At 37.0% G+C, this 14,878-nt stretch carries 15 protein-coding genes; 5 read left to right on the top strand and 10 right to left on the bottom strand.

Features of this window, described 5'->3' with window-relative positions:
- Positions 1-3 precede the first annotated feature (3 nt).
- Genes ATE47_RS16470 through hflX form a run of 5 tightly spaced genes read right to left on the bottom strand, consistent with a single transcriptional unit; the run spans position 4 to position 4,611 of the window.
- Complete coding sequence (locus ATE47_RS16470) at positions 4-672, bottom strand: hypothetical protein (protein ID WP_062162981.1); 669 nt, start codon at positions 670-672, stop codon at positions 4-6.
- Positions 673-707: 35 nt separating this feature from the next.
- Positions 708-1,427, bottom strand: a complete 720-nt coding sequence (locus tag ATE47_RS16465) for a DNA alkylation repair protein (protein WP_062162980.1) — start codon at positions 1,425-1,427, stop codon at positions 708-710.
- 6 nt (positions 1,428-1,433) lie between these two features.
- On the bottom strand, positions 1,434-2,726 hold the full coding sequence (locus tag ATE47_RS16460; RefSeq protein WP_062162979.1) for a cation:proton antiporter: 1,293 nt from the start codon (positions 2,724-2,726) through the stop codon (positions 1,434-1,436).
- A 29-nt stretch (positions 2,727-2,755) separates the two neighbouring features.
- Entirely contained in the window at positions 2,756-3,385 is a 630-nt protein-coding gene (locus tag ATE47_RS16455; RefSeq protein ID WP_062162978.1) for a DUF4919 domain-containing protein, read from the bottom strand.
- Positions 3,385-4,611, bottom strand: coding sequence for a GTPase HflX (hflX, locus tag ATE47_RS16450; protein WP_062162977.1), 1,227 nt, complete (start codon positions 4,609-4,611; stop codon positions 3,385-3,387). The genes ATE47_RS16455 and hflX overlap by 1 nt, the downstream gene beginning before the upstream one ends.
- 190 nt (positions 4,612-4,801) lie before the next feature.
- Between hflX and ATE47_RS16445 the strand changes: the two genes are divergently transcribed.
- From ATE47_RS16445 to ATE47_RS16430, 4 genes are all read left to right on the top strand, one after another.
- Positions 4,802-5,515 carry a LytR/AlgR family response regulator transcription factor gene (locus ATE47_RS16445; RefSeq protein WP_062162976.1) on the top strand — a complete coding sequence of 238 codons (714 nt, stop codon included), beginning with the start codon at positions 4,802-4,804 and terminating at the stop codon, positions 5,513-5,515.
- A 196-nt stretch (positions 5,516-5,711) separates the two neighbouring features.
- Entirely contained in the window at positions 5,712-6,197 is a 486-nt protein-coding gene (locus ATE47_RS16440; protein WP_062162975.1) for a T9SS type A sorting domain-containing protein, read from the top strand.
- Positions 6,198-6,202: 5 nt separating this feature from the next.
- Positions 6,203-8,749 carry a beta strand repeat-containing protein gene (locus ATE47_RS16435; RefSeq protein WP_062162974.1) on the top strand — a complete coding sequence of 849 codons (2,547 nt, stop codon included), beginning with the start codon at positions 6,203-6,205 and terminating at the stop codon, positions 8,747-8,749.
- Between the two features lie 6 nt (positions 8,750-8,755).
- Positions 8,756-9,169 (top strand): hypothetical protein, encoded by a 414-nt coding sequence (locus ATE47_RS16430; RefSeq protein ID WP_062162973.1) that lies wholly within the window; start codon positions 8,756-8,758, stop codon positions 9,167-9,169.
- A 120-nt stretch (positions 9,170-9,289) separates the two neighbouring features.
- Here ATE47_RS16430 and sufD read toward each other — a convergent pair whose 3' ends face one another.
- The 5 genes from sufD to ATE47_RS16405 form a co-directional block, all read right to left on the bottom strand.
- Entirely contained in the window at positions 9,290-10,597 is a 1,308-nt protein-coding gene (sufD, locus tag ATE47_RS16425; protein ID WP_062163588.1) for a Fe-S cluster assembly protein SufD, read from the bottom strand.
- Between the two features lie 112 nt (positions 10,598-10,709).
- Positions 10,710-11,453: a Fe-S cluster assembly ATPase SufC gene (gene sufC, locus ATE47_RS16420; protein ID WP_062162972.1), complete on the bottom strand. Its 744-nt coding sequence runs from the start codon at positions 11,451-11,453 to the stop codon at positions 10,710-10,712.
- A gap of 40 nt (positions 11,454-11,493) precedes the next feature.
- Positions 11,494-11,844 (bottom strand): four helix bundle protein, encoded by a 351-nt coding sequence (locus ATE47_RS16415; RefSeq protein ID WP_185097104.1) that lies wholly within the window; start codon positions 11,842-11,844, stop codon positions 11,494-11,496.
- A 38-nt stretch (positions 11,845-11,882) separates the two neighbouring features.
- Positions 11,883-13,331 carry a Fe-S cluster assembly protein SufB gene (gene sufB / locus ATE47_RS16410; protein WP_062162970.1) on the bottom strand — a complete coding sequence of 483 codons (1,449 nt, stop codon included), beginning with the start codon at positions 13,329-13,331 and terminating at the stop codon, positions 11,883-11,885.
- Positions 13,332-13,411: 80 nt separating this feature from the next.
- Complete coding sequence (locus ATE47_RS16405) at positions 13,412-13,741, bottom strand: HesB/IscA family protein (RefSeq protein WP_062162969.1); 330 nt, start codon at positions 13,739-13,741, stop codon at positions 13,412-13,414.
- 259 nt (positions 13,742-14,000) lie between these two features.
- On the opposite strand from ATE47_RS16405, the gene ATE47_RS16400 reads away from it, so the two are divergent.
- Positions 14,001-14,834: a GLPGLI family protein gene (locus ATE47_RS16400; protein ID WP_062162968.1), complete on the top strand. Its 834-nt coding sequence runs from the start codon at positions 14,001-14,003 to the stop codon at positions 14,832-14,834.
- Positions 14,835-14,878: the final 44 nt, after the last annotated feature.

The raw sequence follows: 14,878 nt of genomic DNA, 5'->3' as shown, positions 1-14,878 counted from the left end.
AGATTATTGGAAGAAAATATTATTCTGTAATTGTTTTTTCTGAAGGATAAGATCTAAAATATTAGCTTCAAACTTAATTGCTTTTTTGTTGGGCGAAAGCAGGTATAAAGTATTGGATTGAGATTTTATGGTATTTTCAAATTGTAAGACGGAAATATACTTGGCTCCATTAAAGATTTCTTTGTCGGCTTTGCTCATCTTGTCGTAATCCGTTTTGAACGTATTGATTTTATTTCTCACAAATGATTTCTTTTGAAGGCTTTGATTGTAAATCTGTGAAGGAATCATTTTTCCAAGAATATTTTTAGCTTTTAATTGTTCCAGTCCGGCATTAATGTTTTCAATCTTTTTAAAATTACAGCTTAATTTTATGATGTAATTATCAAAATCCATTGAAGTTTTTACATTGCTGATTCCCGGGGTAGCTCTGAAAATCTTTGCCGCTTCATTGATTTTATTTTCAATTTCGGCTTTTTTAGGAACTTTTTTTCCGTTGATTGTTTCCATTTTAGAAATAGAAGCCAGCCTGGTTTTGCTCTTGCTTGCGTTGAGAATAACTGTGTATTCCCCGCTTCCGTCAGCCTTTACATTGACCTTATCAAGAATATCGAAACAACTTGTCAGGAATAATAATGGAATAAGCAGAACAAACTGCTTCAGAAAAAGTTTCATAGTTGAGTTTTAAAGCGCAAAAGTACATCTTATTTTTAAATTCTGCCTTTTAGATAATCCTGTCTTAAGCTTTCCTCCAGTTTTTCGATGGCGTATCTTAAGCAGGTTCTCGGCATTTCTTTGTAGTATTTATTTAAATAACTGATGAGCTCTGCTTCATTTTTTTGACCCATTTCCCGCAATAGCCAGCCGTTTGCTTTATGCATGAGATCGTGGTTGTGCTTAAGATTCTGAGTTACAAATTCTTTCATCAGGTCAAATGAACCTTTTTTCACATAATACATTGTCCCAACCACAGCTATTCTTTTGTGCCACATTTCTTCGGAACCAGAAAGCTTTCTCAACAGCTCTTCTTTCTGATTTTCAAAGGCATATCGGCCCAAAATTTTATAACAGCTGGAATCCACCAGATCCCAATTGTTGACATACTGAAGATGATTTAAATAAAATTGAACTATTTCGTCTTTTACCGTTTTATCTTTTGTTTTTTCAAATTTAAAAATGAGTATAAACAAGGCAGTCAGTCGATGTTCATGGTATTTTGATGAAAGTAATTGGCTTAATTCATCCAGAGAAATTTTTGAATAATACTCTTTAGCTACAATCCTCTGATCCGGAACTTTTACGCCAAGAAAAAGATCTCCCTCCCCGTATTCTCCTTTCCCGGTTTTGAAAAATTTTGGAAAAAATGCGGCTTTTTCAGGAATGGATAAGACAGCCAGGGCTTCTTCTATTTCTTTTAAGGTGTTGTTCATCTTTTTTTATAAATAATTTCGCCTATCCAAAGTAACACTTTCCTTCTCTTCTTCTTCCTTCGCAATTTTCTTCGGATTGGCAACTTTTCCAATCGTAAGTCCCTGAACAATAATTGAGAATACCACCACGCAATAGGTAATACTCAAAACAATATTGCTGTATTCGTTCTTCGGGATGGACAATGCCAAGGCAATGGAAACGCCACCACGAATTCCTCCCCAAACCAGCACCTTCACCGTCTGCGGACTGAATCTTGTTTTAAAAGACATAAACTTCGTAGGTCCCCAAATCGAAATAAATCTCGCCAATAAAACCACAACAATCGCCAGTGCTCCCGGAATCATGAAAAGTCTTAAATCTTTTATCATTAGCAGCTCAAAGCCGATGAAAAGGAAAAGAACTGCATTGAGAATTTCGTCAATCAATTCCCAGAATTTGATGAGATAGTCCTGAGTCACGGATTTCATTTTAAATTTCATATTAAAATTCCCCATGAATAGCCCTGCTGCTACCATCGTTAACGGCCCTGAAATATGCATTTGTCTGGCAATAAGATAACCACCCATCACCACAGAAAGCGTTACAAGAACGGAAATTATATAATCGTCCACTTCACGCATCAGTCTGGAAGTTACCCAACCAAGAACTACACCCAGCAAAAGTCCGCCACCGGCTTCTTTTAACAGTAAAATCCCGATACTTTCAACACCGAGATCTACTTTATTACCAATCGCAAGCTGAAGAATAACCGTGAAAACCACGACCGCCATACCGTCATTGAAAAGTGATTCTCCTGCAACTTTAGTTTCCAACGCTTTTGAAACATTGGCCTGTTTTAGAATACTCAAAACCGCAACGGGATCTGTAGGAGAAATCAATGCCCCAAAAAGGAGACAGTAGATAAACGGAAGCTGAATTCCCACCAGAGGAAGGAGATAAAACATCCCGAAACCCACTACAAACGTGGAGATTACCACTCCTGCAGTAGAAAATATAACGACGGGCCGAAACTGTTCTTTGAGGTCATCGATATTAATATGAATTCCCCCCGCAAAAAGAAGAAAATTGAGCATGGCACCCATCAAAACCTCCGTAAAGTCAATGCTGATCATCAAGTTGTTGAGATGTCCAAAGGTTCTTGGTAAAATGGTTTTCCCGAAAGAAACCAGAAATATTGAAACTACTATGGCAATTACCATAATTCCGATGGTGCTCGGAAGTTTAAGAAATCTGTAATTAAGGTATGAAAATATTGATGCTAAAACGATTAACGCTGAAAATGAATAATATAACTCCACTAAGTTTTTTTAAAAATTTGTTTTTAAGATTAGTAATCCAGATAAAGCACTTTGATATAGACTTTACTGTTGTCTTTTTCCCAAATGTCAAGCATTCCGTCTTTTAAAGGTTTTGATCCTCTTGTAAAATCTTCGCCGATTTGCAGAATATTAAGTAAAATATACTCATCTCCTACAGAATTTACCAGATAAGCTGTTTTTTCGGTTTTTCCGTCACCTGATTTCTTAATGGCATCTGTCAGCAGCCTAAACTGGCTCACATGATGAGAGAAGTTACTCGCATCCTGTTTCGAATCATAAGCACGAAGCAAAATGAGTAAAACATCCAGATTGGTAGGATCTTTTTGATATAAAGCAGTACCCAGTTTGACGCATTCATCAGCATTTCTCTCTTTGAAAAATTCAGCCAGTTTTTTGAAGTCATCATCCATTGTTGAGACTTTATTTTCCTGAAAGTTTCTTCCGTAATACAGATATTGAGCTTCAAGGCTGTCCAAAGACTTGGGATACGCTTTATATTTAAAAATCAGCTTATCATAATTGTATGGAGATTGCTTGTTAGTAAGATTTTTCTCTATACTTTTAAAATCCGGCTTCAGTTTCTGGCCAAAACCGAGAACCGAAACAAAAAGCAGTAAAAGGAAAAAGTGATATTTCATTAATCTTTGTTTTCTTCTTCCTCATCGTTATCGAAATATTCGAAAAGGAAATCATTGTAAGGGAATCTGGAGATATGGATCTTCATTACCTCATCGTAAATCATTCGCTTCATTTCCGGGAAATTTTCCTTCGTTAATGCTGAAATGAAAACGGTAGGATATTTAGACTTCGCCATCCATGTTTTCGTCCATTCTTCAAGAGAAATATTTCGTTTCGTAGACGGCGTAAGATCATCTTCATCTTTTTTCTCATAACTGAAATCATCGATCTTATTGAAAACCATTATCATTGGCTTTTGATGGGCATTGATTTCCATTAAAATCTGATTTACGGAATCAATATGATCTTCAAAACTTTCGTGAGAAATATCCACCACATGAATCAGCAAATCAGCTTCTCTTACCTCATCCAACGTAGATTTGAAAGATTCTACAAGCTGGGTCGGCAATTTTCTGATAAACCCAACGGTATCCGTTAAAAGGAAAGGTAAATTTCCAATGACAACTTTTCTTACGGTTGTATCCAGTGTTGCAAATAATTTATTTTCAGCAAAAACCTCAGACTTCGACAATGCATTCATCAATGTAGATTTTCCAACGTTGGTGTACCCTACCAAAGCGGCACGAACTACTTTCCCGCGATTGTTACGTTGTGTTGCCATCTGTCTGTCAATCGTTTTCAATTTATCTTTCAATAAAGATATTCTGTCACGAATGATACGTCTGTCGGTTTCAATTTCCGTTTCACCGGGACCTCTCATCCCGATACCTCCTTTCTGACGCTCAAGGTGGGTCCACATTCTTGTTAATCGTGGTAGAAGATATTGATATTGAGCGAGTTCTACCTGTGTTCTTGCATAAGAAGTTTGAGCTCTCTGGGCAAAAATATCAAGGATAAGATTGGTTCTGTCAAGAATTTTTACTTCTATTTCTCTTTCCAGGTTTTTAAGTTGGGAAGGCGATAATTCGTCGTCAAAAATAACGGTTCCTATCTCATTTTCCTTTACATATTCTTTTATTTCCTGAGCTTTTCCGCTTCCGATGAAGGTTTTGGAATCCGGTTGGGTAAGTTTTTGAGTAAAACGTCTGTCGACTGTAGCACCTGCCGTGAAAGCCAAAAACTCCAGCTCATCCATATATTCCTGAAGCTTTTCTTCATCCTGATGCTGCGTAACAACGCCCACCAAGATTGCCTTTTCATAGTTATGTTCTTTCTTTTCTAGCATTAAATTCTGTCTATGTTTGTGAGATTTACAAGTTAACATTTTTCATGAAAAAAAACAAGATGAATTTATGAAGTACATTTTTTGTATTAATTTGAGTTCATGTTGGGATTGATTGACGGAAAATGAATAACTTTAGGATATAATTTTAATTTTTACAGTTAAAATTATTCAAAAACTAATCCAGAGTATCATGATTACTAATATTAAGTGCCTGATAATTGATGATGATGAGCTGGACAGGCTGGTTCTTCTTCATTATCTTAAGCAATATGAGAATATTGAGGTCATCGCATGTCTCGATTCAGCAGAAAAGGCGATTCCTTTCCTTGATTATCCTATTGATCTTCTTATCACCGAAACCAGTATGAAAGGAATGAACGGCTTGGAATTCAGGAGAATAGCCCACAAAATTCCCGCCTGTATTTTCATTAGCTCTTATTCTGAATTTGCTATTGATACTTATGAGCTTAATACTTTAGATTTCATTATAAAACCCTTAAAACCAGAACGTTTTCATCAATCTATTCAAAAGATTTTTGATTTTTTTGAAACAAAAGAAAAATGTGAATGTTTTGATGCTTTACTGGGTGAAAATAGCATTAAAATAAAAGAAGGATGTAATATTTTTCAGGTAAAAATTACAGACATTCTTTATCTTGAAGCTTTAAAAGATTATACAAGGATCATCACTCCAGAAAAAAAGCACTGCATTCTGGATTCTATTGGGAATATTTTACATAAAACGCATTTTGATTCTTTTGTCAGAATTCATAGAAGCTTTGCCGTTCCCAGACATTTGATAAGGAGTAAAAACACTCATGAAGTAGAGCTCGTACATCAGATAAAACTTCCCATAGGAAGAGCTTATAAAGAAAATCTTTCCTTTTTTGAACCTCAAAGTTAATCTTCCAAAATACCGGTAAACAGTGATATTTTGCTGTAAAACCGCAACAATAATTCTACTTTTTGTCGTTTGTCGATTTTTTCTGTCGTTCGTCTATTTTCCGATTATCCGTGCTTGATATGTGGTAATTTAGTCTTCCAAAATTCTCTTTAAAAATTTTGACTTAAACCAATTAATAACCACAAAACTATTTTATATGAAAAGGACATCTATTCAATGCTTCTTTCTCATTCTGTTTCTCGTCCCCATCAGTCTGTTGAAAGCACAGCAGGCAGTTCTGGCAACGGGAGCAGATGCAACAGGAGGCAGCGGTTCGGTTTCTTATAGCGTAGGGCAAGTAGCCTACCTTATCAAAGGAACCAACCGGGAAATTTCTGAAGGAGTACAACAAGTCTACGAAATTACCACACTCGCAACCGACGAAACGTTTACATCAACTGAAAAAGGTATTTTGCTTTATCCTAATCCTTTCAAAGATTATCTGTACCTGGATTTTACCACAAACAGCTTCAAAGGCTCAGAGTATCAGCTTTATGACGCTCAGGGAAAACTGATTAAAAAGGATAAAATCACTCAGTCCAAATCTGAATTTAATTTTTCTTCTCTTCCTTCCGCGATGTATATCATCAAGATTAGCCGAAACGGAGAAAGTATCAAAACATTTAAAATCATTAAAAAATAATTACCATGAAAAAAATATTATTCGCAATGGGACTTGTGTTGGGTTCACACCTAGCCTTTGCACAAGTACCTGAAAAAATGAGCTATCAGGCTATCGTTCGAAACGCGGGCGGACAGGTTTTGGCTAATCAAAGTGTAGGCATCAGAGCAAGTATTCTGCAGGGTTCTCCGGCAGGAGCGGCCGTCTATTCTGAAAGACTTACAGGAAATACAAATGCCAATGGCCTTCTTACATTAGAATTAGGCTCGGGAACAGTACTTACCGGAACTTTCAATACAATCAACTGGTCTACAGGAAATTATTACCTTAAGACAGAAACAGATCCTACAGGTGGTACAACGTATACCATTACCGGAACAAGTCAATTATTGAGCGTTCCTTTTGCCATGTATGCAAAAACTGCCGGTGGCGGTGGAGGAAGTTTCTCAATTCCTTATACAAATACGGTTAATAACGCGGCAAGTCTTTTTTCATTAACAAATGACGGGGACGGAACCTCTTTAGAAGGTGTAAATAATACAACTTCTTCAAGCATTGCCTCTGTGAGAGGTATCGTAAGCAATATAGCTCCTGGAGGATTCTCTGCTGGGGTTCGCGGTATCAATAACGGTACAGGCGGACTAGGAGTTGGAATCTGGGGAAGCCAGGCAGGAAGCGGATGGGGAGTATATGGTGTGACGCCAACAGGTTTAGGAATTTACGGAAATTCATCAGGTGCCGGATACGGAGTATATGCCAACAGTAATACGGGAACGGGTCTTAATGCAACCAGTACTACCGGTATTGCAGCTACTATAGCAAATTTTAATAATGCTAACAATAATAATGTCCTTAATGCCACAAACGTAGGAAATGGAACTGTTGTCAATGTAAGTACTACAGGAAGCGGAGCGGGTGTTCGTAGTTCTACAGAATCAGGATTTGCAGTTCACGGAATTACTTCTGCCCAAACTTCTGCGGGTATTATTGGTGACAATAACGGAGCCGGAGAAGCAATAGTTGGTAGAACTACCAGCGATATTGCCGGAGCAGTAGTAGGTAGAAATGATGGTGGAGGATACGGAGTAAGAGGTTTCGTGTCCACTAATGCTACAGGAACTTCAGTCGGTGTTTTGGGACAGGTTGGACTTAACAGTGGGAAAGGACGTGCAGGACGTTTTGAAAACCTTAACGCAAGCAACGACAGAAATACTTTTGAAGTAGCTTCTAATACGAATGGTAACATTCCTGACAACACACAAGGTAATGCATCTTCTTTCTTTTTAAATAACACAAACAGTGTTGGAGCCGCAGTAAGAGGAGAAGTTAATACTATTTTCGGGAACTTTGGTGCTTCGGGTATTTTCGGAGTTTCTTCAGGAACGGGTGGCCGCGCAGGATTATTCTACGCATCAAATCCAGCAGGAAACGGAGCTTCATTAATTGCCTTAACCGATGGAAACGGAAACGCCATCACAGCCAATGCCGGTAAAAACGGGAATGGAGTAGAAACAAATGTAGATGGAACCGGAAATGCTCTATACGCCTGGGTACCTACATTTTCATTGGGACGAGCAGGAAGATTTAACATTTTTAATGAATCCAATACCAGCGACGTAATTACAGTAACTACAGTAGGAAACGGTATCGGTGGAAACTTCAAAGTGGACAGGGTAACTGGAACTTCTGCTGCGGTAAAAGGAGAAGTTAATTCTCAGTTTGCAAATTTCGGGACTGCAGGTGTTTACGGAGTGTCTGCAGGCACCGGTGGATATGCAGGTTTATTCTATTCCTCTAACGCCGCGGGGAACGGCCCAGCTTTATTGGCGCTTACAGAAGGTGGCGGTAATGGAATTACTGCAAATGCAGGCGGAAACGGGGACGGTATAGAAGCAACTGCGGACGGAACAGGTAGTGCAATTTATGCCTGGACTCCTAACTTCGGAGTAGGACGTGCGGCAAGATTTGCGAACTTCAATAGTGCGAATGCTCAACCTGTAGTACACATAAGCTCCAATGGTACGGGTTCTACTCTTCTTATTAATCATCAAGGGGCTTCGGGGAATATTGCTGTCTATCAAAGTGCATCAGTAAATGAAGCTCGTATCAATAAAGATGGTAGAGGATTCTTTAATGGAGGAACACAAAACAGTGGGGCCGATATCGCCGAAGCTTTTGACGTGGAGGGAAATATTTCGGCCTATGAACCTGGAGATATTTTAGTAATTTCAACTACAAAAGACAGATCCGTAGAAAAATCTTCAACTCCTTATTCTACTCTTGTAGCCGGAGTTTATGCTACAAAACCGGGAGTTTTATTAACGGAAGAACATATTGACACCGATATTTCAGATAAAGTGCCGATGGGCGTAATCGGGGTAATTCCGACAAAAGTCTGCCTTGAAGGAGGAAAGATTAAAAGAGGAGATCTTCTGGTAACTTCATCAAAATCAGGAGTGGCCATGAAAGCGAATCCTAAAAAAGTAAGAATCGGGCAGGTTCTTGGAAAAGCACTTCAGGATTATGATCAAAACGGAATCGGAAAAATAAACGTACTTGTAAACATTAAATAAACCATCATGAAATCATTATATATTATAGCATTTTTAGCGTTGAGTGCCAATATTTACGCACAACAAGACAAAAAAGCCGAAATACAGGAAGCTGCTAATTATAAAGAATCTAAAGAATTCGAAGCCAGAATGATGAAAGAAGCTCAGGAAAGAGCTGCTCAAAAACCATCTGCAACGGCATTAGCTTCCGAACAGGGCCTTGAAATGAATAAACAACAGTCTCAAAAGCAGGAAACGACAGCCAATTCGGGAAAATTACTCCCAAATACGGCAAGTTTTGAAGAATTTTTAGCAACAATACCGGGAAGACAAGCCCGTAAGGCCAACCATTCTAAAAGCACAAATACCAATACCCAGGGAGTATTGAGTACTCCTGAGCTAACGATTTATGACATTAAAAAAACAATCCCTAAAAACTAATATCCTATCAGATTTTTCAACAAAAGAAGCCCGTATTGCGATACGGGCTTTTTAATTTAAATACATAAAAAAACAAAAGCACTTCATTTGAAGTGCTTTGCTATTATCAATTATATATTGTTAAAACTCTATATCAACTCCCAGTTTCTCCGCCAAAAGCTTTGAAACTTTCTCCTTTAAAGGCTCAATATCAATATTCTGCATTGCATCGTTTGCAAATGCGTACAACAATAACGCCTGAGCTTCTTTTTTGGAAATACCTCTTGCTCTTAGGTAGAACAGGGCATCTTCGTTCAATTGACCCACTGTACAACCGTGAGAGCACTTCACATCGTCTGCAAAAATCTCCAATTGAGGCTTGGTGTCAATCATTGCTCCTTCGCTTAATAAAACGTTGTTATTCTGTTGATAAGCATTCGTTTTCTGAGCAAGTTTGTCTACAAAAACCTTCCCGTTGAAAACCCCGTGAGATTTTCCGTCGAAAATACCTTTGTAGTTCTGATAACTTTCACAGTTCGGGAAGTTGTGGTGAACCGCCGTGTGGTGATCTACCAGCTGGTCTTTCCCGATAATTGTGATCCCATTCATGAATGAATTGATATTCGATCCGTTATGAATGAAATCCAGATTGTTTCTTACCAGTTTACCTCCGAAAGAGAAGGTATTTACAGTCGTTAAGCTGTCTTTTTCCTGCCTTGCGAAAGTATTGTCAACTAAATAAGAAGTATCGTTATCGTTTTGTAATTTATGCCAATCCGCTTTTGCATTTGGATAGGTGAAAATTTCTGTCACAGAGTTTGTCAGAACATATGTGCTGTCAAAATTGTGGTGACTTTCAATGATTTCCACTTTTGCACCTTCCTCTACGATCAATAAATTTCTCGTATTGTAGAATGTGTTTTCTTCCTGATTTTGAGAGATATAAAAAACATGGATTGGTTTTTCAATCACAACATTTTTAGGAACTTTTAAAAAGAAGCCATACTTGCAGTAAGCTTGATTTAAGTTCGTAAAAGCAGATTTGTCCGAAGCAATTGTATTAAAATATTTATCAAAAACATCTCTGTGTTTCTCATCATTCAACGCATAATTGAATGAAAGAAACTCAACATTTTCAATAGAAACTTTGGACAATTCTTTACGAAGTTTACCATTCACGAAAGTAATCCAGTCAAAATTTTCTTCACCAAGATGGAGTTCATCCAATTGCTCTTTGGTGATATTATGACTTTCTTTCGGGAAAAAGTTGTATCCTTTTTCAGTAATCTCCTTTAGGTTGGTATATTTATATTCTTCGTCTTTTTTCGTTGGAAAACCTAAGTTTTCGAATCTTCGAAGAGCAGCTTTTCTCTCGTCATCCAAAAATCTGTGACGAAGACTCTCCAAAAACTCACCGTGATTTTCAATTATCTGATCGTATAAAGCCATTACTGATATTTCGGCCATCACACCTTAATTTATATTTTTAAATTATAATAATGCGGTTTTTCCGCTTATCTTAAATGAAAAAATGATAATCTTTCACTTAAAAATTTTCTTCTTAGTTAAGAAGCCAATCGTAACCTTTTGCTTCGAGTTCCAAAGCAAGGGATTTGTCACCGGTTTTGATGATTTTCCCGTTTGCTAATACGTGAACGAAGTCAGGTTGAATATAATTAAGCAATCTTTGATAATGTGTAATCAAAAGAACTGCATTTCCTTCATTTTTAAACGCGTTTACCCCATCTGCTACGATTCTCAATGCATCAATGTCTAACCCTGAATCTGTCTCATCAAGAATAGCCAATTTTGGATTAAGCATCATCATCTGGAAGATCTCGTTTCTTTTTTTCTCACCTCCCGAAAACCCTTCATTTAAAGATCTTGAAAGGAAATCTTTTTTGATTCCCAATTGCTCAGATTTCTCACGAATCATGGCAAGCATCTCTTTTGCGGGCATTTCTCCCAAGCCGTTTGCCTTTCTGTTTTCGTTTAAAGCAGCTTTAATAAAGTTAGTTACAGAAACTCCCGGAATTTCCACCGGATACTGGAAAGAAAGGAAAATTCCTTTGTGTGCTCTTTCTTCAGGGGCATCTTCGATAATATCTTCACCACCGAAAAGGATTTCACCGTCCGTAACTTCGTAGTCTTCTTTCCCTGCAATCACAGAAGAAAGAGTAGATTTTCCGGCTCCGTTCGGTCCCATGATCGCGTGAACTTCACCCGGTTTTATTTCTAAGTTGATACCTTTTAAAATTTCTGCGCCATCTTCAATTTTGGCGTGCAAGTTTTTTATATTTAACATAATTTCAATATGATAATTTGGTAATGAGATAATATTATAATTATCTCCTACCGCTTATTTTGGATGTTATAATTATTTTATTTGTGATATTTTCAATTTCCTTTAATTTTTCAATTAATTCATCACAACTTGGATAACTTTCAGAGTGCTTACACAAAAGTAACCAATAGTTTGTTTCTTCTATTTCTTTTGCAGAAATTTTAAATTTATGGATAAAATCATTCCTGCTTTCAGAATTTTGTGCTTCTCTTATATTCGCTCCAATTGAAGTTCCTGATTTTAAAAGCTGATTTGAAATAACAAACTTTTTCTGTTCATGAAGTAATTCACAATATTTGATAATTTTTAATGAAAACTCAAAAGTCTTAGTAAGAATAATATTCTCTTTCATTATCAAATTATCTCATTAACAAATTACCACATTCTCAATTATCCAACAGAACCTTCCAAAGAAATCTCCAACAATTTCTGGGCTTCAATAGCAAACTCCATTGGTAATTTATTTAAAACTTCTTTACTGAAACCATTCACAATCAGAGCAATTGCTCTTTCTGTGTCGATACCCCTCTGGTTACAGTAGAAAATCTGATCTTCCCCGATTTTTGAGGTGGTAGCCTCGTGCTCCAATTGTGCAGTTGGATCTTTGATCTCAATATAAGGGAAAGTGTGTGCTCCACATTCATTACCCATCAATAAAGAGTCGCACTGAGAAAAGTTTCTTGCTCCTTTTGCAGAAGGCATTACTTTTACCAGTCCTCTGTATGAATTCTGAGATTTTCCTGCGGAAATACCTTTGGAAATAATCGTTGATTTCGTATTCTTTCCGATGTGGATCATTTTCGTTCCTGTATCTGCATATTGGTGATTGTTGGTCACCGCGATAGAGTAGAACTCACCGATTGACCCATCACCTTTCAGGATACAAGAAGGATATTTCCATGTAACGGCAGAACCTGTTTCCACCTGTGTCCAAGAGATTTTTGCGTTCTTTTCGCAAAGCCCTCTTTTTGTTACAAAATTGAAAACTCCACCTTTTCCTTCTTCATTTCCCGGATACCAGTTCTGAACGGTTGAATATTTAATTTCTGCATTATCCATTGCAATTAACTCAACAACGGCTGCGTGAAGCTGGTTTTCGTCTCTTGATGGTGCTGTACATCCTTCAAGGTAAGAAACATAGCTTCCTTCATCGGCAATTACAAGTGTTCTTTCAAACTGGCCTGTTCCTGCCTGATTAATACGGAAATAGGTTGATAATTCCATCGGACATCTTACGCCTTTTGGAATATAGCAGAAACTTCCATCAGAGAAAACTGCGGAATTTAATGCTGAATAAAAATTATCTCCTCTCGGAACTACTTTTCCGAGGTATTTTCTTACTAGATCAGGGTGATTTTTTATTGCTTCAGAAATGGAGCAGAAAATAATTCCTTTTTCCATTAATGTATCCTGGAACGTTGTCTTTACAGATACTGAGTCCATTACGATGTCAACCGCAACTCCTGAAAGTCGTTTTTGTTCTTCGATATTGATTCCAAGCTTAGCAAACGTAGCCAATAATTCGGGATCTACTTCATCCAAACTTTCCAATTCCGGCTTTACTTTTGGAGCAGCATAGTATTTAATCGCTTGAAAATCAGGTTTTTCGTATTTAATATTGGCCCATTCCGGCTCTACCATTTTCAGCCAGATTCTGAAAGATTCCAAACGCCATTCCGTCATCCATTCAGGCTCTTCTTTTTTAGCAGAGATTGCACGGACAATGTCTTCGTTTAAACCAATCGGGAAATCTTCATAATCGATCTTTGTTTCCCAACCGAATTCATATTTTTTATTTTCTAGATCGACTCTTAAATCGTCTTCAGTATATTTACTCATTTTATTAGATTATAGATTTTAGACCTTAAATGTTAGTTTCGCAATTTGCTAATTTCTAACCTCTAGTTTCTAACTTCTAATTATAAAGAAAAACTTTCTCCACATCCACATGTTCTGGACGCGTTCGGATTGTTGAAAACAAATCCTTTTCCGTTTAAACCTCCTGAAAATTCAAGAGTTGTCCCTGCTAAATAGAGGATTGATTTTTTATCTACAATAATTTTGATATTATTGTCTTCAAAAACTTGATCAGTGTCTGCTTTTTGGTCGTCAAACCTCAAAACATATTCTAAACCAGAACATCCTCCGCTTTTCACCCCTACTCTTATATAATCTTCAGCAGGGTTAAAGCCTTCCTCTGTCATCAGCTGGATGGCTTTTGCCTTTGCTTGGTCTGATACTTTTATCATTGTATTTATTTAGAATGATTTAATAGTGCAAAAATACGAACTAATTTCCGCAATCTCAAATCGAAGATATCTATTTTAATGATTCTGTTCTTAATAGCATTATTAATAATTTAAAAACCGCATTAATATTTGCTTGAGAATCCACAGATATCCGTTTTGATTTTAACTTTGATGCATAATTTTGATCTATAAAGAAATGAAAAGGAGTATATAGAATTAAGATTTTATAACGCTTTAAACCAACAATTAAAATTAAATAATGAAAAAATTAGGTATAATTGCTTTCGCACTATTCATACAGACTGCTTTTGCACAAACAAACAGATTTGTGTATCAAGTCACCATGAAACCCGATGCTTCGAACAAAAGTGATATTAAAACAGAAAATGCGTACCTCGATATTTCCGCCGAAAAATCAGTTTTCTACTCTGAAAACAGGATTAAAAGAGATTCTATTTTGCAGAAAGCTTTTCAAAGTGGCGGTGGAAGAGGAAGTGTTGACAGAAATCAGATGGAAGGTTTGAGATCAATTATTAATTATTCCATTGAAAAAGATAAGAAAAATCAAAAAACATTTTTCAAGGACAGAATTGGCAGGGATAATTATTCTTATGAAGAAGACAGACCTATCAATTGGAAAATTTCATCTGAAACCATGAAGATTGGTGAATATAAAGTCCAAAAAGCGGAAACAGATTTTGGAGGAAGAAAATGGACTGCCTGGTTTACCACAGATCTGCCTTATCAGGATGGACCTTACAAATTCGGTGGGCTTCCGGGGCTTATTGTAAAAGTGGAAGATGATAAAGGAGAATATTCTTTTGATCTAATGAAAAACTATAAAATTGCAGATTTTCCTACCTTAAACCAATTCGGGAACACCATTAAAGTGAAAAGAGCTGATTTTGTAAAGCAACAGAAAAAATTCATGGACGATCCGATGTCTTTCATGACTCAGGGTGGCGGCGGACAATTCAGAATAGCGGCAACTCGTGGCGGTGGAAATCAAAATCCTGCTGAAATGAGAAAAAGAATGGAAGAGAGGATAAAAGATGAAGCGAAAAAGAACAGTAATCCAATCGAATTGCAATAAAAAAACTCCTGGAGAATTTCTTCAGGAGTTTCTATTTTTATAAA

Origin of the sequence: Chryseobacterium sp. IHB B 17019 (genome assembly GCF_001456155.1) — a bacterium.
Classification (GTDB): domain Bacteria; phylum Bacteroidota; class Bacteroidia; order Flavobacteriales; family Weeksellaceae; genus Chryseobacterium.
Note: the sequence above shows the minus strand (reverse complement) of the source record. Positions and strands in the feature narration are given on the sequence as shown.

What these genes read in the sequence shown, in the direction of transcription:
- ATE47_RS16405 (WP_062162969.1), bottom strand. Translation starts at nt 13,741, where the DNA reads ATGATAAAAGTATCAGACCAAGCAAAGGCAAAAGCCATCCAGCTGATG.
- sufB (WP_062162970.1), bottom strand. Translation starts at nt 13,331, where the DNA reads ATGAGTAAATATACTGAAGACGATTTAAGAGTCGATCTAGAAAATAAA.
- sufC (WP_062162972.1), bottom strand. Translation starts at nt 11,453, where the DNA reads ATGTTAAATATAAAAAACTTGCACGCCAAAATTGAAGATGGCGCAGAA.
- ATE47_RS16435 (WP_062162974.1), top strand. Translation starts at nt 6,203, where the DNA reads ATGAAAAAAATATTATTCGCAATGGGACTTGTGTTGGGTTCACACCTA.
- hflX (WP_062162977.1), bottom strand. Translation starts at nt 4,611, where the DNA reads ATGCTAGAAAAGAAAGAACATAACTATGAAAAGGCAATCTTGGTGGGC.
- ATE47_RS16465 (WP_062162980.1), bottom strand. Translation starts at nt 1,427, where the DNA reads ATGAACAACACCTTAAAAGAAATAGAAGAAGCCCTGGCTGTCTTATCC.
- ATE47_RS16455 (WP_062162978.1), bottom strand. Translation starts at nt 3,385, where the DNA reads ATGAAATATCACTTTTTCCTTTTACTGCTTTTTGTTTCGGTTCTCGGT.
- ATE47_RS16430 (WP_062162973.1), top strand. Translation starts at nt 8,756, where the DNA reads ATGAAATCATTATATATTATAGCATTTTTAGCGTTGAGTGCCAATATT.
- ATE47_RS16470 (WP_062162981.1), bottom strand. Translation starts at nt 672, where the DNA reads ATGAAACTTTTTCTGAAGCAGTTTGTTCTGCTTATTCCATTATTATTC.
- ATE47_RS16400 (WP_062162968.1), top strand. Translation starts at nt 14,001, where the DNA reads ATGAAAAAATTAGGTATAATTGCTTTCGCACTATTCATACAGACTGCT.
- ATE47_RS16440 (WP_062162975.1), top strand. Translation starts at nt 5,712, where the DNA reads ATGAAAAGGACATCTATTCAATGCTTCTTTCTCATTCTGTTTCTCGTC.
- ATE47_RS16445 (WP_062162976.1), top strand. Translation starts at nt 4,802, where the DNA reads ATGATTACTAATATTAAGTGCCTGATAATTGATGATGATGAGCTGGAC.
- sufD (WP_062163588.1), bottom strand. Translation starts at nt 10,597, where the DNA reads ATGGCTTTATACGATCAGATAATTGAAAATCACGGTGAGTTTTTGGAG.
- ATE47_RS16415 (WP_185097104.1), bottom strand. Translation starts at nt 11,844, where the DNA reads ATGAAAGAGAATATTATTCTTACTAAGACTTTTGAGTTTTCATTAAAA.